We start from the raw sequence: 18942 nt of genomic DNA, 5'->3' as shown, positions 1-18942 counted from the left end.
GAGAAAATGTTTCCTTTTCTATATTTTTTCAAAAAGTTTTTAACGAGCGTTTTTTATGCTCTAGTTTAGATCAAGCTTTGGATTAAAGTTTAATCTCTACGTTCACACCACTTGGAAGATCCAATTTCATCAAAGCGTCAACTGTTTTTTGAGTTGGGTTGATGATGTCGATCAAGCGTTTGTGAGTACGCATTTCGAATTGTTCGCGAGAGTCTTTATATTTGTGAGTCGCACGAATAATTGTGTAGAGGCTACGTTCAGTTGGAAGTGGGATTGGTCCCGCAACTTCAGCACCTGTACGAGTAGCAGTTTCTACGATTTTTGCAGCCGCTGTATCAAGTGTACGATGTTCGTAGGCTTTCAAGCGAATGCGAATTTTTTTGTTTGCCATCTTTTTCTCCTTTTCGTCTATTTAAGATAATAGGCTAGCTCCACAAGAAAACCGACAGGTAGTTGCGTGGCAATGCAACCGAGCGTGTCGCAACCTCTTGCATCAAAGCTACACGCTGTTTTTTTACAGCACCATAGTATCTTAACACAAACTCGCCTTCTTTGCAAGGCTTTTGGATAAGTTTTTCTTTAATTTTTATCTACTCCAATCACAAATTTTCCATTATCAGTTTATTCCCTTTTCATTTTAATCGTAATCAGCATATCTCCACCAAGCTATTGTTGCGATAAGACCTAGAATACTGACTCCAAATAAACTGACAATGCTCCCAAAATTCAATAGTGCTTTTCCTGCAATACCACTTGCGAATGCAGGAATCGCCCATGGAATGTATTTCCCAAAGTTAAGAGCAGAACCAAGCTGAGAAAAAATAATAGTAAAAATGATAAATGCCAATGGTGACAAATATCCCCGACCTAAACAAGCAAAAAAGGCTACTGGAGTAGAGAGTACGATCGTAAGAGTAGTACAAAGAACAAAAGTAAGTATACCTTTGAAAATCACCGTTAAGCTCCCACCCTCAAGTCCAATCAAATTACCAGCTAATAATCCTAACAAAAGTGCAAAAATTGATAGAATATAGCTCCATAGAGCGATAACGATAAACTTGGATAATACGATTGTATCTCTTTTTATCGGGAGCGCTAATAGATCTATCATCGTTTTATCAGAATATTCTCTGCCAAAAACCCAAGATGCTGTAAATCCAAAAATGAGCAATCCCCCAACAGAAATGACTTGTGATATGGTCATTAAGTACGACGACCAGTCTGTTACCCTCATCATTTCCATTTTTGCAGAAATCAAACCAAGATTTTTGAAATTCTCTGGATATTTCATCATAGTTGCAAACAGCCCAACAATAAAAGGAACTAAACAGATAGAACAAGCAGTTACAATGGAAAGTTTTGATTTTATTAACTTTCTCCATTCAATTAAAATACAGGAACTAAGCTTTTTCATTTGAAATTCCTCCATGATAGTCATTCAGTATTCTTAAGAAATAATGTTCCAAATTTTCTTTTTCAACAATCAGTGTTTTAGGTGGATAACCTGCATTAACTAGCAATGTAGCAATTTCTTCCGGGCATTCCACAGATTTTCTATCAGTTAATTCTAAGAAATCGATATTATTTTCTGCGTCTGATTGAATGTTTACATGATAGCCATGATTAGATAATACTTCTTTCATGGCCTTATTATTAGAGCCACTTACTAATAACTTCTTTTCTAAGTACTGATCTAATTCATTGCTTTCAACTTCTCTTATAAGTCTGCCCTCATGTACAATAACTATCCTAGTAGCAATTTTAGATATTTCTTCCAGATTATGACTGGAAATAAGGACAGTTGTACCTAGATTATTTGCCAATTCCTTTAACAGCTCTCTCACTTCAAGAACTCCAAAAGGATCTAATCCATTTGTCGGCTCATCAAGAATTAGGATTTTAGGTTTATGAATAATCGCTTTTGCAATTCCTAAACGTGCAACATTTCCTAAAGAAAGATGTTTCTCCTGTTTATGTTCATATTGCTGTAGTTTTAATTTTTCAATTACCCAGTCAATATTATCTTTATTAACCCCTCTTAATTTACTAACGATTTCTAAATTTTCTCTCACAGTTAAGTCTGGATAAGAATAAGGCGTCTCGATAATATAACCTATTTCGTTTCGAAGTTCTAAATTACTCAGATCTAACTTTTTTCCTTGGATATAACATTCTCCTGATGTAGATTTTATCAATCCTAGCATCATTCTCATCGTCGTTGTTTTCCCTGCACCATTCAGTCCTAAAAACCCTACTATTTCACCACTTTTTATTGATAGATTCAAGTTGTTGACAACATTTTTTGTTCCATATCTTTTAGAAAGGTTTGCGGTTCTAATTGCTTCTTTCACCATTACCTATCCTCCTCAGTAGTTTGCTCCACAACTCCTTGTATGACTAACTTCAATGTAGTATCAAATTGTTCTTCGCCGATTTCCTCGATGTGTAATATAGTCATAGCAATCGTTCTAAATAAAGCAGAGACGATTTCTACCGATATATTTTCCCTAATGTTGATTCGGGATACAATTTTTTTAACCATCCTATCATCTATCAGATGATGATTTGTTATCACTTCTTTCGGCAATTTTCTTAGGAGTAATTCCATTTCATGATTTTTAAATATGGTATACATAAATGAATAGCGAAAATCTTGATAAAAATCATAAAGTAACTGTACCAGATGATTTGTATCTATCTTGGTTTCCATACCCAATTGTTCTGTCAGGTGATTCATAACATCTATTTGATATTCTTCTAAGACTGCAAAAAATAACATTTCCTTTGAAGGATAAAAATTATAAAAAGAGCCTTTGGAAATATCAGCCAAGGCCGCCATTTGGTCAACTGTTGTTTTCTTAACCCCATATCTTTGAAGGCATTCCTTTGCGACTGTATGTAATTTCCTTTTAATTACCTCTTTTTCCTCAGCAGTAAAAGCAGCAACCATAACTTCCTCCTTTATTCTCTGTGACGTTTTTTAACTTTATAGTCATATATTATCACACAGACTAACGAATGTCAATCATAAACACCAACTTAGTTAATGGTTTCTGAAATAAAAGCTCTACAATTTCTGTAGTTAGTGAAAAAATTATAGTTCTTATGGAGTCTATTTTGTTGTAGAAAAAGGGTCTCCTAAGGACTATAACAAAAAAGCGTCAAAACCATTATCAGACAAAATCTTATGGAACCGTTACTTTTTATTATAAATCTAATAGGAATTAACAATTTTAACATCTCTATCTTGGGTTATGTAAATGCTGGAACTCATAAAAAATTATCGCTAAGCTAGATTATCCTGCACTTAAATTCCCTCACCGCCATAAATAAATGGTCAAATACGACTTCAAAAAAATGAAAGTCGCTCACCAAGAGTGTGAGAGTTACAAAACTCTGGTTCGTTTAAAAAACACCATTTCCGCTATAAATTCTGTAGACAAGTAACTATTACAGAGACTTCCTTAATCAAGAAAAAGCATCAGATCTCAACCAGAAAATTTCTAAAATACTAATCGAGAAAGTCCCTACTACAGCACAGCTAAAAATATCAAAAAGGAGAGGACTAAATTGGTTCTCTCCAAGACATAACATTTGGTCAACCCACAGTTGACAAAGAGCTCTTTTTTATTTGTATATATTGTTATCTCACATTCTGTAAATGAAAAGACGTAATCAAGAACCTCCGTATTCTTTTCTACCGATAATAATCATAAGCTAATCGGGGACTGCCGTCTGCGACATAAATGATGCCACACTCAGTAAAGCCATAAGACGTGATTACCGCTTGCATGGGCTTATTATCTTCATGAGTATCGATCCGTAGATAGGGTATCTGCCGATAGCAATAGTCAAAAACCTTATGAGACAGGCCTTTCACTTGACCGTTTGATGCGATACGGTGGATTGTACCATAAATCTCAGACGAACGCCACGCGCCTTTTTCAATGATCTGATAGGTTGGATCCTCTCCTGTGATAAAAGCAAAAGTTCCGACTATCTTTCCATCCTCCTCTACAACAAAAGAATGATTAGAAAGTATGTCTTCTTCAATTAGATGTTTGCTAGGATAGCCCTCTCCCCACTGGGTCGGATTTCCTTGCTCTTTCATAAACTGGCGGGCAAAAGCATAGATCTCTATGATATCTCTTATATCTTCCTCTTTGGATTGACGTACTTTCATCTTTCCCTCCTTTACAGAATGATGCTCTACTTCTTTAGCTCAATCATTTATTATACTACAAGAAAAGGAGACCGAAACATGCTTGTCTTAGTCTCCTTCTTGAAAGAATACTATTTAAATTCCTCTGGTTCTCCAGTATACTGAGACCACTCTTGACTAAAGAAACGATCATTCATCTGATAGCTAGGAGCAGGCTGAGGATTCGATACAAAAGGATCTACAACTTTATCAAAAGCCAGCCAACCTAACCATCCCATATGGATGGTATCTTGCATGAAATAAGGCTTACCTCCATCCTGAGAAAAATCAGCAATATTCGTAAAGCCTTGTGTTGTCAACTGATACTTGATTTTTTGAACAGCCTGTTGGTACATTTCTTGGCTCAATCCTGTATACTCCATCCATTTAGCATTGACCGGAGGAATGACAAAGATAACATTCGTTTTTGATTTAGCAAACTGATCCAAAGCTAACTGCAAATCATTGTATTCAGGAGACTGCACATATGATAGCTTCTTCTGAGAACCTTTGAGACGTTTCAAGGCTTTTTTTAAACGATTCTGATAGAATTTATTTTCAATTCCCAGATCATTACTACTTGTATGCTTCTGTGCTTCCTCCACACCAACTTTCTCTAACGCTGGATAAGAAAATTTGCTCGGAAGATTTTTTAACTTCGGCAAGACTAGATTTTCATAATTCTCATTATTAGCCGCTACAAAAGTACTAAAAAAAGCATCTTCTCGCTGGTTAATTCGAGCCATAAAACGAATAAAGGATTGATCAAAACTAGTCAAAGATTCTTTTTCAGCCAGCTTTTTGACATTATCCTTCATAGCAACATTAGGATATAGTTGCAAGAGGCGCTTCGCTGCATATTGGGCGGCTACATCCCCATTTTGTTGCTTTAAAAAGCTAGTCAGCTGATCACTATTGAAATATTGCTGAAAAGCAGAGGCATCATATCCTTTTTTTGTAAACCACTGAGGCGAAACAACATACACCGCTGTTTTATTCTCTAGTTGTGGTAGTATTTGTTGCATGCCAAAGTATTGATTCAGAGAAGCAGCTCCCCTTTGTCCTAGGAAATAAGGACGGTAAGAGCGATTATATTTCTCAGCTAAGACTGCTGGATGCAGACTATCAAAGCGCAACCACTCGCTCGAACCAAAGAACGGAACGAAACGATGATCTTCGTCAGTCAAAGCTTTAGCTTTTTGAGTCCGATTTTTAAAATTCTCCGCAGTTAACGTTACCGCTGAACGTTTTTCATTCTCAAAATGATGACTGTAGTTTATTGGATAGAAAAATAGCAAAGCTGCTACTAATAGCAGCGCACAGAAAACTGGCCCTAAAATCAGCCATAGTCTTTTAAGCATTGCGAAGCTCCGTTACACCTTCAACGATTTTGTTTGCAGTATTCCAATCGTCACGACCAAACTCAGAAACAGGTACGCGAATATTAAAGCGATTTTCTAATTCTACGATTAATTCTACCGTTCCCATACTATCCAAAACACCTGCATCAAACAAGTCCTCATCCATCATATCCGATACATCTTCCATGAATAGCTCATCAATAATTTCAATTACTTCTGCTTTTACATCCATTGTTTATTCCTCTTTTTTATTTTTTAAACCAAAGCTCATTCAAAAATCCAGAAAAGATTAAGAATGAGAACATCACAACATGAAAAGTTATAACCATTCCCAAAGCTTGCGTCCATTTATTGTCTGGCAATGGCGATAATCCTTTTGTTTTTCGTTCTTTATTAAGTGTCTTTTTCTTACGTAACCAAGCATCATTGATAATCAAGCCCAAGCCATGAAACACACCATAAGCAACATAATACCAGGTGACTCCATGCCAAAAGCCCATGATCGCCATGTTAATCAGATAAGCCACAGCTGATGTGGTATTTCTATTTTTAAATACTTTATTTCGCATCAAGACCATGACCAGTCGCATAAAGACAAAATCACGGAACCAAAAAGACAAACTCATGTGCCAACGATTCCAAAATTCCTTTAAATCACGAGAGATAAAAGGTTTGTCAAAATTGATTGGACTCTTAATTCCCATTAAATGAGAAATTGCCACTGCAAACATAGAATAGCCTGCAAAATCAAAAAAGAGATCCAAACCAAAAATATACATGACCCCTAGCGTCGGTAGGTTAAACCAACCACCTGTCTGAATCGCAAGTTGCTTTAATGGCGGCAACAAGATGTGACCAAAAATATGTGCTAAGACAAACTTATAAAGAAAGCCTAGCATGATATAGTGAACCGACTTCTCCAGCATGCTCAACAATTCATCTCGCTCAGGGATCTGGATATAGTCTTCATTAAACCGTTTAAAGCGATCAATCGGACCACTAGAAAAGGTCGGCATAAAGAGCATAAATCGTAAAAACTCCCAGAGACTAAAGTCTGTTAAAGCTCCATCCCGCAACTCCATCATCATACCAACAGATCGGAAGGTCAGATAGGAAATCCCTAGAAAACCTAGCAAGGACTGATGATGGTCTTGAATAGCTGGTGTGACTTTCACAATCGTCAACGGCAAAACTGCCAGGAAAACGTGTAAATAGAAAATCCACTTATTATCCCATCTCTTGCGATAAGACTTATAGACAAAAAGCCAAAAAGTCTGCCAAATGACATAGAAAGCAAAAGCATAGAGCTGTGTCAAGTCCGGCCCGACAAACATAAAGATAATAAAAGCTAAACTAACCAAGGTTTCATAAATTGGAAATCTTCTTTTAAAGAAGAGACCAATGAAAATGGGTAACACCGCTAAAATAATATAAACAAAATATTGAGGATCGCCATAAGGTTCTAAGTGAGGAAGTTGTTTTAAAATTTCCATCATCGGTTATTGACCTCACTAATTAAACCCTTAATATCAATTTTACCGTTTGGCGTTAAAGGAAGAGAGTCACGGTAAAGAAACTTAGACGGCATCATGTAGGACATCATGATATCTTCTAAATCTTCCTTGATAGCTTTTGTAATGTCAATTTCCCTCTCAAACTGCTCTGCCACTCCATCCTTCAAGATCACATAAGCCAAGAGATTTTGTACCTTGTGGTCTTTGTTATAGCGAGGGACAGCCACTGCCGAATCAATATATTTAGATTTATTGAGGTTCTGTGAAACATCCTCTAACTCAATACGGTAGCCATTAAACTTAATTTGGAAGTCCATGCGTCCCCCGTATAGCAAGAGTCCTTCGTCAGTCATAGAACCCACATCACCAGTGTGATAAGCAGGTAGACCCTCAAATTCAAAGAACGCTTCTGCTGTTTTTTCTGGATTGTTCATATAACCTTTAGAAACCGCTGGACCAGATACAATGATTTCTCCCTGTTCTCCGTTTGGAAGTTTCTTTCCATTTTCGTCAATGATAAAAGTTGGAGAGTCTGCCTTAGTATAGCCGATAGGTAGACGTTTCATAGTCGCTAGCATCTCATCTGTAATCGCAACAGCTGATAAGGCAACAGTCGCTTCTGTCGGTCCATAAGCATTGATGATTCGAGCATTCGGGAAACGATCGCGTAACTTTTGGGCTGTCTTAACAGTCAGCTCTTCTCCATCAAAGTAAAAATGGGTGATACCAGGCATTTTTTCAATATTGAAATCATCTGACAGCATAGCCATATCGGCAAAAGACGGTGTTGAAGTCCAGATAGCAATCGGCAAACTCAAGATCGTCTCAAAGAGCTGCTTAAAGTCTTGTGTGATGGCACTTGGAAGTGCAAATAGTGTACCTCCTAAAGCCAGAGTTGGCGCCCAGTACATCACAGACAAATCAAACGAGTACGGAGGCTGTGCCAACATTTGCGGTTGAGCAGGCGTAGCAAACTCTTTGTCTGTAATCATCCAGTTGGTGAAACTTAGTAAATTGTCATGAGAAATTTGAACCCCTTTGGGCTTTCCTGTCGTTCCAGATGTAAAGATAATATAGTAGTTATCGTCCCCTTTGACAGAATGGGTGATTTCATAAGGCGTTTTTTGCGCGAAAGTCTCTTGCAAGTCTGCCAATCCGATACTTGGAACAGCTCCTTCCATAGGAAAGTCTGCAATTGCAATGATCAAGCTTGGCTCTGCCACTTCTACAATAGCTGCCACGCGCTCCAAAGCTGAATGGCTGTCAATCGGGATATAAGCATGTCCTGACTTCGTTAAAGCTACAAAAGTCGCAAGCATTTCATATTCTTGACCACCAAATACTACAACTGGAGACTTTTCTGGTAAACCAAGGCTGTCGATCTTAGCTGCCAGCGAGTCAGAGTCTGATTTCAAATCAGCATAAGTATGAACCTCTCCTAAAACATTGTAGACCGGGAAGTCAGGCTGTGTTTGAGCATAGCGCTCAATCGTTTCTATCATGTCATTAATAATCGTATTTGTCACAAAGGATACCTCTTTTAATCTTAAAATTCATTGTAAATAAAGCCACCTTGTCCTTGACCTAGATAGCTAAAGAAATAGAGAAGTGCTAAAAAAATAACAAAGTAAAGCAAAGTTCTCCATGCAAAAGTGTAAATTGTTTGATGCTTTTTCATTCTTCATTCCAAATCATTCAATAAAATATATTCTATTTTACCATTTTATCTGTATAGTTTTCAATCCCAAGCCTATTTTGTTTCTGTGATTATAAAAAATATATATAAATTTTTTATATATTCTATTGACAAGCAATTTTTTTATGTATATAATTTATATATAAAAATATTATATATAAATTTTTTATATAAACAAAAAAGGAGGAAAAATGTGTACTACTTTCCAACATCATCAGCTTTGATCGAATTTCTAATCCTAGCACTTGTAGAAAAAGAAGATTCCTATGGCTATGAGATCAGTCAAACAATCAAGCTCTTAGCCAATATCAAAGAATCAACTCTTTATCCAATTCTCAAAAAATTAGAAAACAGCCATTATCTGACGACTTACTCACAAGAGTTTCAAGGTCGAAAAAGGAAATACTACTCTCTTACAGGTGCTGGTCTTGATCAACTTGACAATCTCCGTGAAGAGTGGAGCCAATACATCAACACAATCAACGATATTATAGAAGGGAATATCCGCCATGAAAAGAACTGAATACCTTGCTCAGTTAGACAAATATTTAAAAAAATTACCAAAGAATGATTACCAAGAAGCTATGGACTACTTCGTAGAGTATTTCGATGAAGCAGGACCTGAAAATGAAGAGAGCGTTATCGCTGAACTAGGAAGTCCAAAAGAGGCCGCTCATGACATCATGGTCAATCTCTTGGATAAAAAAATCGAAGAAGATGGTCCAAAAAACACTACAAACGTGCTGCAAATTGCCATCTTGTCCCTTCTAGCTGCACCTCTAGCCATCCCGCTGGCTTTAGTGATCGGCATTTTGGTATTTGTGTTCTTCTTTTTAACATTTATTTTTGCCTTCGTCTTAGCTATCGGATCATTTGCTTTTTTTGTCTTTGCGCTCAGCACTATTTGGGAGAGCTTGACCTATACCTTAGGCTTATCCATTCCTAGCTTTTTACTCACACTCGGAATCGGCCTTTTAGGATTTGGCCTATCAGCCCTTTGTGCTCTAGGAGTATCTCCACTCGTACAGTTCGCCAAGAACAGTTTTGTCAGCCTTGCAAAACGCATCTCTAAGAAAGGAACTCGTCATGCCTAATTTTAAAAAATCACTACTAACCGTTGGAATCGCAGGTTGCTTGTTTGGTGGTGCTCTGATTGCTACTGGAGTTGCAACAGGCGGTGCGAATCACTTGCTACAAGCAAATCAGACTAAATTTAGCAAGAAAACAGAGGAATTCTCAAACATCTCTGCACTCGACATTCACATGAACACACGAGATTTGTCCATAGATGAGTCCAAGGACGATAAAGTTCATCTGACCTATTATCAGGGAGAGGAAGCTTCTGAACATATCACCGTTTCAAATAATCAGGGAACTCTAAGTATCCAACAACCAAGACAACTTTTCTCTTTTGGTTGGATCAGCAGTTTCCGCTCTCTAGCAAATCTCTTTAACAGTGAACAACAGCGCTCAACAGTGAGTCTTAGTCTACCAAAAGGGACTTCTCTTACAAACTTTAAAGGTCACAGTAGCTTGGGAAATGTTACTTTATCAGGCTTGAATGTTAAAGAGTTAGATCTCAGCCTTTCAGCTGGTAGCTTGACTTTCAGCAACAGCACAATCACCACAGGAAATCTTTCTAATTCTCTGGGGAATATCACCCTGTCTGGCTTAAATGCTCAAAAGCTGGATCTCGATTTATCTTCTGGAAGCTTAGCAATCAATAATAGTACCATCAACAAAGGAAAACTGAAAAACTCTCTGGGAGATATCATGCTAAACCAAAGCAAGCTAGCTGATAGTACAATCGATCTATCGTCTGGTCTCCTTGATTCGCATCAACTCACTCTATCTGGAGATATCACTATCGACAATAGTTTGGGAGATGTGAAACTAAACTTAGTCAAGGAAAGTCTTGACACACTGTCATTTGACCTCGAAACTAGCCTTGGCACCGTTAAAGTACCAAGTAACTTTCAATCTATTACAGGAGAAAGCGATGAAGTCGGCTCTAAACTTAAACGTACACTAGATAATAGTAAAGGAAAAGTTTTTGTGAGAGATAGTGCTGGTAGCATTGAATTATCTGCTGCCGAGTAACATTATTTTAGCATTTCAAACGAAAACCACATCCGTCTGCAGATGGATATTAAAAAAGGCTGGGAAAATCTCAGCCTTTTTTGCTATTTCGCAATGACGCGATAAGTAGTAGTGCTAGTAAATTCTTGACCTGCTCGGACTAGAACTTGGTCCTTGTAGTTGCTATGAATGGCATCTGGTAGAGCCTGCATTTCAAGTGCTATTCCATTATGCTGCTTCATAGTTTTTCCATTGAATAGGATAGCATCATCCACACAATTAGCCGTGTAAACGACCAAGCATGGCGCTTCCGTCTTAAAGGTTAGGAAACGTCCTGACTCCTGATGATAGAGAAATCCTGCTGTTTCATGGTCTGACTTAAGAGCAAAAGGATGATCCAGACCCGATACAAGCTGAATCTGTTCGTCCTGCTCAGCAAATAGATCTTTTAAGAGCATCGCTTGGCGCAAGTGCTTCACAAATTCTCTTTCTTCCGGCTCCTTAGCTGGAATGCCGTCTTTTGCAATTGGAAATACACCAAGGCTATCAACCTGAAAAACATGATCATCAATAGGCTGATCAAAGTGACCAGAAAGGTTAAAATAACTATGATTGGTTGGATTGATCAATGTATCTTTATCAGTCTGTACTTGATAAGAGATTTCTAACTCTCCTTGCTCAGAAAGAGTGTAAGAAATCCAGACTTTGAGGTTACCTGGGAAGCCTCCTGTGCCATCTCTACGCTCCGTATAAAGAACAAGTCCTTCATCTGTCACTTCCTCTATCTGAAAAACAACACTATCCCAACCTGTCGATCCACTGTGATTACAATTTTGTCCATTATTAGCTTCAAGGATATAGTTTTCTCCAGCTAAGTCAAAAGTTGCTCCAGCAATTCGACCAGCAACCGGACCGATACTCGCTCCATGTTTAGGGCTATTTCCGATATAATCTACAAAACGATCAAACCCTAAAATAACATTTGCAAAATGTCCTGCTTTATCCGGCGTCTGATATTCCAATATCGTTGCGCCATAATTCATAACACTAAGGCGATAGCCTAGGTCATTTTCAAAAGTAAAACGAAAAATATCTTCGTTGCGAAGCTGTCCAAAAATAGATTTTTGATACGGTTTCATAGTGACTCCTTATGGTGAAATGGAAAGGCGCGGCTGTGTGATAGCCTAGCAACATTCTCGTTACCTCACTATAACACAATCTATAGCTTAAAAACCACCTACTTTTTAAAGACTTTCTTCTACTTTATCAAACCAACTATGAGCTGTGGTCTGCAAAACTTTATTCAGTTCATCAATATTTTCAAAACCAGTTGACCGTAGCCAGTCGCGTGCTGCGCCCTCGCCGTTTTCAATATAGGCTTGTACAGTACCTGCCCATGTAGCTCGACCGCATAGTACACCGTTGAAGTGAGCGCCTGATTCATGTGCAAAAACCAAGGTCTCTTGGAAGAGCTTAGCTGAGACACCCGCACTCAAATAAATATAAGGCAAGTGCGTTGCTTGGTCTTGTGCTTCAAAGAAGGCCGCTGCTTCCTCCCTAGTATGAACAATTTCCCCTTCACCAAAACCTTCGACATATTTAACATTAATCGGTACTTCAACCTTCAAAACATCTACATTAAAACGTGGGTCAGAAAAAATTTTCATAGCCTCAATTACTTTACGAGGTTTAACCTTGGCATACTCAACAGATCCATTATCAGCAATGGTTTCATCATAAGCAAGAATTTCCAAGAAGAATGGAATGTCCTCTGCTATACATTCAGAACCAATACGCTCAATGTAGGCCTGCTTTTCTTGATTGAGCTCGTCACTGCTATCTACATCATAGTATAACAAAAACTTAACCGCATCAGCTCCTTCTTCTTTAATCCGTTTTGCAGACCAAAGATTGAGGCAGTCTGGTAAGCGCTTGGTAGTCGACGTATCGTAACCGGTCTTTTCATATGCTAGTAGAAGACCTGCCTTTTTGTCTAAAACCTTGGTTGCTGGAAGCCCAAACTCAGGATCAAGTAGCATGGATGAAGCATAGGGTGTCAATTCTTCTGCTACCAAAACCTTCAACTCTTCCATTTGTGCTACTGTTGGTTCAGATTCTTGGTACTGAGCCATCAGTCGTTTTAAAGCGCCCCGCTGATCAAAAGCTAAAGCGGAAATAATACCTTTCTCATCCGATAGATTTCTCAGATGAGCTGCCTTTCCTTTGCTTAATGTCAATGATTTCATAACTGTATATATCCTTTCTCTCCTACTCAAATGGATGAATCACAACTCCTTGCACTACACGATTGACAGTGCCAGTCGGAGAAGGAGTATCTGGTCTATTATTGACTTTCAGAGAAGTCAAAAGAGCAAATAGCTGACCAAATATAATATATGGGAAGGTCCGATAAATATCATCTAACAAACGATTGTTCATTTCTACTTGTTCTACTTGTGCTAATGCTTCTTTTTTATCTGTTAGAAGAACAATCTTCCGTGCAATCTGATCACCTGCCACTTCTTTGATTAAATCCAAATCGTACTGTTTTGTATAAGGATTGACCGAGCCAAATAGTAGGACAATGGTTTGTTCATTAATCAGTGATTTTGGCCCATGACGGAAACCGACGGGGCTTTCATACATGGTTGCTACCTGTCCTGCTGTCAATTCCAGGATCTTCAACTGAGCTTCATGTGCTAAGCCAAAGAAAGGACCAGCTCCCAGATAAATAACACGATTAAAGTCTAAATTAACCAGATTCTGGATAGTATCTACTTGATTAAGTGTCTGTTGGCTAAGCTCGATAAGAGCTGCTACCTTTTCTTCTTTGATGGTCAAATCAGCCTTATCAAACACCAATAAAGCCGTCAGCATCATAGAGGTAAAGCTTGATGTCATAGCAAAACCAGCATCGTTGGATGGTTCAGGCTGAAGCAGCAGTAAATTTTTCTCATCTCCTTGTGCTTGTTGCGCTAATTTTCCTTCTGCAGCACAGGTGATCGTTATTTGATAAAGCTCATCTACGATCTGCTTAGCCAAATCAACTGTTGCTACACTTTCTGGCGAATTGCCGCTACGTGCAAAAGAAACCAGCACTGTCGGAATATCTTTATGCAAGTGATGTAAAGGACTAGCGACAATATCCGTCGTTGCTATAGCATTGAAATTCCATTTACGCTCATCATAAATACTTTTAAAATAGGGGATTAAAGTATCTCCTACATAAGCTGAAGTTCCTGCTCCTGTTAAGATAACTTTTATATAATCATGTTTGCGATCAATCATCTGCAAAAAAGCTTCAATATCCGCTTGATTGGCCTTGTAAGTATCGAATGCTTCTTGCCACACCTGAGGTTGTTGGTAGATTTCACGTGTTGTAATCTCTGCCCCCAACTCTATCAGCTCTTCCTTTGAATAGTCTAGCATTATTTTGTTTCCTTTCTAGTCAATTTGAAAAAAATCAAACATTTTCGTTCAAAAAAGAGGAGAGGAAACTCTTCCTTTCCCCTCATTATTTCTTATATAAGGTTTCTAGCAAACGCTAAGAGAGTCATAGAAACTATTCTTACTCGTCTTCGTCATCATCAAAGTCGGCCAAGAGGTCATTGACCTTGACGATACTTCCTGCTGCTTTTTCTTGGTAATTGCAGTCAGCTCCGATGAGAGAAGAATTGATAAACTCAATAACCATTGGTAAATTCATACCAGCATAAAGCTCAATTTCTTTTCCCTCCATAATCAGGCGACTAACAACATTGCACGGAGTGCCTCCCAAAAGATCAGCAAACACCAGATAGTCATCAAAATCTTTGATAGTATCTAAAAATTTTGCTAGAAAATCATCTGGCCCTTCTTCTGGAAGCAATGCAACGCTATGAATAGACTCTTGTGGGCCCATAATCATCTCAGTACTACGTTGTAATTCCTCACAGAAACGACCATGACTGATTAATACTAATTGCTTACTCATAATTTACACCATTATGCCATTCCAAAGAAGAAGTGACCAAATGCTGAGAAAGCAATCGCTGCAAGAATGATAAGTAAGATAGCTTTTGTAGAGTTCATACCCTTACGTCCAAGCAACCAGAAGATTACACCTGTGATGATAGCTGGTACCAAACGTGGGAAGATGAGGTTGAGCATATCTTGAATTTCAATTGCTTTGTCCCCAATGTGTGGAGCCCAAGAAACTTCAACACCAATCATGCTAGCAATCAAGGCACCAACCATGAAAACACCAAGTACAGATGCTGCATCAATCAAAGCAGTCAAAGTACTTTGCATGTTGTTGATGAGGTTAACCCCTTCTTTGTAGGCAAATTCCAATTGTTTCCAGCGGAAGATATCATACACAACTGCTACAGCGATCCATAAGAAGATACCGGCTGGGTTTCCTGCAACAGCCAAAGTTGCTGCGATAGAACCCATAATAGCTGGTACCAATGATCCAAAGATTGAGTCTCCAAGAGGAGCGAATGGTCCCATGAGACCTGTCTTGATACCATTGACCGCATCTTTTGATTTGACACCATCTTTTTCTTCCATAGCTAGATCAAAACCAGTGATAATGGTATGGAAGAATGGTGAAGTATTGAAGAATTGCGTATGCAATTTCATCATTTCTTTCAATTCTGGAGTACCATCACCGTACATTTTACGAAGTTGAGGCAAGAGCATATAAAGGTAACCAGAAGCCTGCATACGCTCATAGTTCCAACCCAATTGGAAGGTGAATAAGCTCCGCTTGTTAATCTGTTTAAAATCTTCTTTTGTTAGTTTGTAATTAGAATTCGTCATCTTCAATTTCCCCGCTTTCTGATTCAGTTACTGGAGCAGCTACGACTGTACGTTGGCTGTTTTTGAAGTGTTGTACTGCAAGGAAGATACCGATAATGGCAATACCAATCATAGATACACTCTTGAAGTTGTTAACAAAAGTAATAGCTTGTTCTTTTGGAAGTTTAGAGAACACTTCAGAACCAACAATACTAGATACTGCAGCACCAAGGCTTTGAACATTGCTGTAAAGCACTGTCAACATAGCTGTCAAGCCAAAGCCGAGAGCCAAGTAGTGAAGGTTGCGTTTCACTGGAAGATAGCGAAGCAAGATTGCAAATCCAAGACCTGGAAGCATTTGACCTGCAAGTTTTAGACCGTTTGCCAACCATTGTACATTAGAGATGCCTGTAACAACAGTTTCTACGAAAGCTCCACCAAAAGCAAGTGCGAAGAAGACTGGGAGGGCACGAGATGCCATCCAAGGAAGAGCCCCAAGGAGATAGTTGCGTTCGATACCTTTGTAGTCAAAGCGCTCAATCGCAGCATCTACACGGTGAGCGAAGTAAGTTGTAGTCATACGACCAAGAATATCGAAGTAAGTCAAGAGAGCAGCTACTGGAACAGCGATTGTTGAAATCGCAATTTCAGGTTTGATACCTTGAGCTACTGAGAAGGCAGTCGCAAGAACCGCACCAGAAGTAGCGTCAATACGAGAAGCGCCACCGAAGGTACCAACACCGAGTACCACCAATTGAAGGTTGGCACCAATCAATAGACCTGTAGGTAAATCTCCCATAATGAGACCTGTGATAAATCCAGCAAATACAGGTGAACCTGCTGAAGAAACGATCGTCAACTCATCGCAGATTTGATAAGCTGAGTACAGAGTGAGTAGTAAAATTTGCCACCATTGTATCATGACAAAGACCTCCTAAAAATTTTTCCTTATTTTAACAAATTCATAAAATCCGTAACTGGATCATTTGGAACCATCTGAGCTGTCAGCTTCACGCCTTTTTCATGCAGTTTGTGGAAAGCTTCCACATCTGCATCAACTACATTGATGGAGCGAGTGATTGGACGAGTTTCGTCTGACTGAGACATATTTCCAACATTAAGTGTTTCTAGTGGTACACCAGCCTCTACCAAACGAAGGAAACGGTCTGGTTTACGGGCAACGATAAAGAGTCGTTGTGAGTCATATTTACCAGCCAAGATATTTTCTGCTGCTTTAGCGATTGGCAGAATGCTGAGCTTCACTCCTGGCGGCGTTGCCAACTTGAGTCCGCTCTTTTCAATATCATTTTGTGCCACTTCATCATCAATTACCATGATGCGTGTTACATTAAGCTTAGTAGTCCAAAGATTGGCTACCTGTCCGTGAATCAAACGTCCGTCAATTCGATTACCTACGATTGTCATAGATTTTCCCCCTTTACTTTTTTAAATATAGGTTGGTTAACAAGTTGAATAGAATCTTCATATTTCCCTTCTGTCTCAAAGATAATAATACGGTTCGCTCCTTCTTTCAGAAGCCCATGGGGAATATAAAGCGATAGTGTCGGTCCGACATCCCAAAAACGCCCGATATGAACGTTATTGACAAAAGCCACGCCCTTTCCAAAATTAGTTAAATCTAGATAAGTATCGTTAAGCGTTTTCATTTCTAAGTTAAAATCAAAAGCATAGAAAGCAGGATGTCCTGGGTGCCATTTCTTTGAAAAATCAATCTTTTCAGGTTGATCTAGAGTAAGACAGTAGTGCTGCCAATCTAGCATAAAGTGTAAATCCTTGCAAATCCCTGTTCGGATCCCTTTTCTCTGGGTATCTGCCAAGAGTTTATGACCATAGTTGACACGTCCCATATTCTCAATTAGAATGTCAATGCTATAATTGGCCTTGATGTCCCCTTCAACTAAGATATCCTCTCCAATTTCCGTTTGGTACTGAGTTGCTATATGCTTTTGATCAACAAAAAGTTGCATTCGATCACGTCCATCAATGACACGAATCTTTTCTAACTCTGCATCCCAACTAGCCTCTATATGATAGAGTAGATAACCGTAGTTCTGTCCCAGTTCCTCCATCTTTTTAGGATAGAGACTTTGAACAGGCTCTGCCAAATCCGCCAAAGTTTCAAACAAACTAACCTTGTCGCTCAAGGGAATATTCTTTCGTTCAAAACTATCTTTTACCAAAGGCTCCATCTGTGGATACTCTGGATAGTAAGCTTTTATCATTTTTTGGACTGCAAAGTATTTAGCAGTTGGATTCCCAGCTTCATTAAGCAGAGCATCATAGTCATAGGATGTGACCTGAGGCAGATCAATCGTTCCTCTTGCCGAACAACCATTCATAAAACCGAAATTAGTTCCACCATGAAACATATAGAGATTGATAGAGCCTTGCTTCAAAACATCATGAACAGCTTCTGCCAACTCGTCTGGATCGCGCTTGATGATAGGTTCCTTCCAGCGGTTAAACCAACCATCCCAAAATTCCATACACATAAGTGGCCACTTCTTGTTGTGCTCTTGGAAAAAATTTTTCATCGAAGCAAAATTCTCATCTGCTCGAGATCCAAAGTTTCCAGTCACAAACAAATCCTCATCAATCAATGTCCCAGCCTCTAAAGTAGCTCTCCAAGGTCCATCTGAAGTGAAGAGGGGACAAGTCACGCCACGATTCAGCATCAAATCTTTAATAGCTCGAAGGTAAGCTTTGTCTTCCCCGTAAGAACCGTACTCATTTTCGACTTGCATCATCAGGATATTACCGCCATTATCCAGTAATCTGGGGATTAGGCGGGGAAGCAAGGCATCATAATAAGATGAAACAGCTTCAATAAATTGCGAGTCTGAAGAGCGAATCCTCATCTCTTCCGACAAGAGCCAAGCCGGCAAGCCTCCAAACTCCCACTCTGCACAGATAAAAGGAGATGGTCGAACAATAGCATATAGGTCCAAATCCTGGGCTATCTGTAAAAATCTCTCCAGATCCAACTGCCCTTGAAAATTAAATCTGCCTTTCTCAGGCTCATGCATATTCCAAGGAATGTAAGTCTCAACTGTATTAAAACCTAAAGCTTTTAGATTGTATAATGAGTGATACCAATCGTCTGGATGCACACGGAAGTAATGGATTGCCCCAGACAAGATCTTAAATGGTTTTTGATCTAATAAGAAAGTATCTGAGATTTCGAATCTCACCAAATCCTCACCTCCCTGCAAAAGAAATCCTTTTCATTAATTAATATAATAATATTTTGAAAAAAAGTCAATACTTTTAAACTATTTTTTTAAAAAT

Annotated in this window: 21 protein-coding genes; 3 read left to right on the top strand and 18 right to left on the bottom strand. The window is 38.7% G+C overall.

Features of this window, described 5'->3' with window-relative positions; genetic code table 11:
* Window positions 1-82 precede the first annotated feature (82 nt).
* The 10 genes from rpsJ to HMPREF9182_RS06140 form a co-directional block, all read right to left on the bottom strand.
* Window positions 83-391, bottom strand: a complete 309-nt coding sequence (rpsJ, locus tag HMPREF9182_RS06185; protein WP_002894478.1) for a 30S ribosomal protein S10 — start codon at window positions 389-391, stop codon at window positions 83-85.
* A gap of 246 nt (window positions 392-637) precedes the next feature.
* Window positions 638-1414, bottom strand: coding sequence for an ABC transporter permease (locus HMPREF9182_RS06180; RefSeq protein WP_009754475.1), 777 nt, complete (start codon window positions 1412-1414; stop codon window positions 638-640).
* Window positions 1401-2354, bottom strand: a complete 954-nt coding sequence (locus tag HMPREF9182_RS06175) for an ABC transporter ATP-binding protein (RefSeq protein WP_009754264.1) — start codon at window positions 2352-2354, stop codon at window positions 1401-1403. The genes HMPREF9182_RS06180 and HMPREF9182_RS06175 overlap by 14 nt, the downstream gene beginning before the upstream one ends.
* Window positions 2354-2950 (bottom strand): TetR/AcrR family transcriptional regulator, encoded by a 597-nt coding sequence (locus HMPREF9182_RS06170; protein WP_009443201.1) that lies wholly within the window; start codon window positions 2948-2950, stop codon window positions 2354-2356. Before HMPREF9182_RS06170 ends, HMPREF9182_RS06175 begins: the two co-directional genes overlap by 1 nt.
* A 747-nt stretch (window positions 2951-3697) precedes the next feature.
* Complete coding sequence (locus tag HMPREF9182_RS06165) at window positions 3698-4183, bottom strand: acetyltransferase (protein ID WP_009755076.1); 486 nt, start codon at window positions 4181-4183, stop codon at window positions 3698-3700.
* A gap of 110 nt (window positions 4184-4293) precedes the next feature.
* Window positions 4294-5562, bottom strand: a complete 1269-nt coding sequence (gene dltD, locus HMPREF9182_RS06160) for a D-alanyl-lipoteichoic acid biosynthesis protein DltD (RefSeq protein WP_009443827.1) — start codon at window positions 5560-5562, stop codon at window positions 4294-4296.
* On the bottom strand, window positions 5555-5794 hold the full coding sequence (gene dltC / locus HMPREF9182_RS06155; protein WP_009754845.1) for a D-alanine--poly(phosphoribitol) ligase subunit DltC: 240 nt from the start codon (window positions 5792-5794) through the stop codon (window positions 5555-5557). The genes dltD and dltC overlap by 8 nt, the downstream gene beginning before the upstream one ends.
* A gap of 16 nt (window positions 5795-5810) precedes the next feature.
* On the bottom strand, window positions 5811-7058 hold the full coding sequence (gene dltB, locus HMPREF9182_RS06150) for a D-alanyl-lipoteichoic acid biosynthesis protein DltB (protein WP_009443544.1): 1248 nt from the start codon (window positions 7056-7058) through the stop codon (window positions 5811-5813).
* Window positions 7055-8578, bottom strand: a complete 1524-nt coding sequence (gene dltA, locus HMPREF9182_RS06145) for a D-alanine--poly(phosphoribitol) ligase subunit DltA (RefSeq protein ID WP_441347890.1) — start codon at window positions 8576-8578, stop codon at window positions 7055-7057. Before dltA ends, dltB begins: the two co-directional genes overlap by 4 nt.
* Window positions 8579-8622: 44 nt before the next feature.
* Entirely contained in the window at window positions 8623-8754 is a 132-nt protein-coding gene (locus HMPREF9182_RS06140) for a teichoic acid D-Ala incorporation-associated protein DltX (protein WP_009443417.1), read from the bottom strand.
* 211 nt (window positions 8755-8965) lie between these two features.
* On the opposite strand from HMPREF9182_RS06140, the gene HMPREF9182_RS06135 reads away from it, so the two are divergent.
* The 3 genes from HMPREF9182_RS06135 to HMPREF9182_RS06125 are packed head-to-tail and all read left to right on the top strand — an operon-like array spanning window position 8966 to window position 10872.
* The gene (locus HMPREF9182_RS06135; RefSeq protein ID WP_009754501.1) at window positions 8966-9295 is read left to right on the top strand and encodes a PadR family transcriptional regulator; all 330 of its coding nucleotides are present in this window, start codon (window positions 8966-8968) and stop codon (window positions 9293-9295) included.
* Window positions 9282-9866 carry a DUF1700 domain-containing protein gene (locus tag HMPREF9182_RS06130; protein WP_009443880.1) on the top strand — a complete coding sequence of 195 codons (585 nt, stop codon included), beginning with the start codon at window positions 9282-9284 and terminating at the stop codon, window positions 9864-9866. The genes HMPREF9182_RS06135 and HMPREF9182_RS06130 overlap by 14 nt, the downstream gene beginning before the upstream one ends.
* Complete coding sequence (locus HMPREF9182_RS06125) at window positions 9859-10872, top strand: DUF4097 family beta strand repeat-containing protein (RefSeq protein WP_009754970.1); 1014 nt, start codon at window positions 9859-9861, stop codon at window positions 10870-10872. Before HMPREF9182_RS06130 ends, HMPREF9182_RS06125 begins: the two co-directional genes overlap by 8 nt.
* A gap of 83 nt (window positions 10873-10955) precedes the next feature.
* Here HMPREF9182_RS06125 and HMPREF9182_RS06120 read toward each other — a convergent pair whose 3' ends face one another.
* From HMPREF9182_RS06120 to HMPREF9182_RS06085, 8 genes are all read right to left on the bottom strand, one after another.
* Window positions 10956-11990 (bottom strand): aldose epimerase family protein, encoded by a 1035-nt coding sequence (locus tag HMPREF9182_RS06120; RefSeq protein ID WP_009443731.1) that lies wholly within the window; start codon window positions 11988-11990, stop codon window positions 10956-10958.
* A 105-nt stretch (window positions 11991-12095) separates the two neighbouring features.
* Window positions 12096-13097 carry a tagatose-bisphosphate aldolase gene (gene lacD / locus HMPREF9182_RS06115; protein WP_009754324.1) on the bottom strand — a complete coding sequence of 334 codons (1002 nt, stop codon included), beginning with the start codon at window positions 13095-13097 and terminating at the stop codon, window positions 12096-12098.
* A gap of 22 nt (window positions 13098-13119) precedes the next feature.
* Window positions 13120-14280: an SIS domain-containing protein gene (locus tag HMPREF9182_RS06110; RefSeq protein ID WP_009443057.1), complete on the bottom strand. Its 1161-nt coding sequence runs from the start codon at window positions 14278-14280 to the stop codon at window positions 13120-13122.
* A gap of 139 nt (window positions 14281-14419) precedes the next feature.
* A complete protein-coding gene (locus tag HMPREF9182_RS06105) occupies window positions 14420-14824 on the bottom strand; it encodes a PTS sugar transporter subunit IIA (protein ID WP_009754547.1) in 405 nt (134 codons plus the stop codon).
* Window positions 14825-14835: 11 nt separating this feature from the next.
* A complete protein-coding gene (locus HMPREF9182_RS06100) occupies window positions 14836-15654 on the bottom strand; it encodes a PTS system mannose/fructose/sorbose family transporter subunit IID (RefSeq protein ID WP_009754896.1) in 819 nt (272 codons plus the stop codon).
* Window positions 15641-16555, bottom strand: a complete 915-nt coding sequence (locus tag HMPREF9182_RS06095; RefSeq protein WP_009754837.1) for a PTS mannose/fructose/sorbose/N-acetylgalactosamine transporter subunit IIC — start codon at window positions 16553-16555, stop codon at window positions 15641-15643. Before HMPREF9182_RS06095 ends, HMPREF9182_RS06100 begins: the two co-directional genes overlap by 14 nt.
* A 26-nt stretch (window positions 16556-16581) precedes the next feature.
* A complete protein-coding gene (locus tag HMPREF9182_RS06090; RefSeq protein WP_009443588.1) occupies window positions 16582-17058 on the bottom strand; it encodes a PTS system mannose/fructose/N-acetylgalactosamine-transporter subunit IIB in 477 nt (158 codons plus the stop codon).
* On the bottom strand, window positions 17055-18848 hold the full coding sequence (locus HMPREF9182_RS06085; RefSeq protein ID WP_037603053.1) for a glycoside hydrolase family 35 protein: 1794 nt from the start codon (window positions 18846-18848) through the stop codon (window positions 17055-17057). Before HMPREF9182_RS06085 ends, HMPREF9182_RS06090 begins: the two co-directional genes overlap by 4 nt.
* Between the last annotated feature and the right edge of the window lie 94 nt (window positions 18849-18942).

It is taken from the genome of Streptococcus sp. oral taxon 056 str. F0418, from assembly GCF_000220065.1.
Taxonomy (GTDB): Bacteria; Bacillota; Bacilli; order Lactobacillales; family Streptococcaceae; genus Streptococcus.
This window is presented reverse-complemented; position numbering and strand designations above follow the sequence as displayed.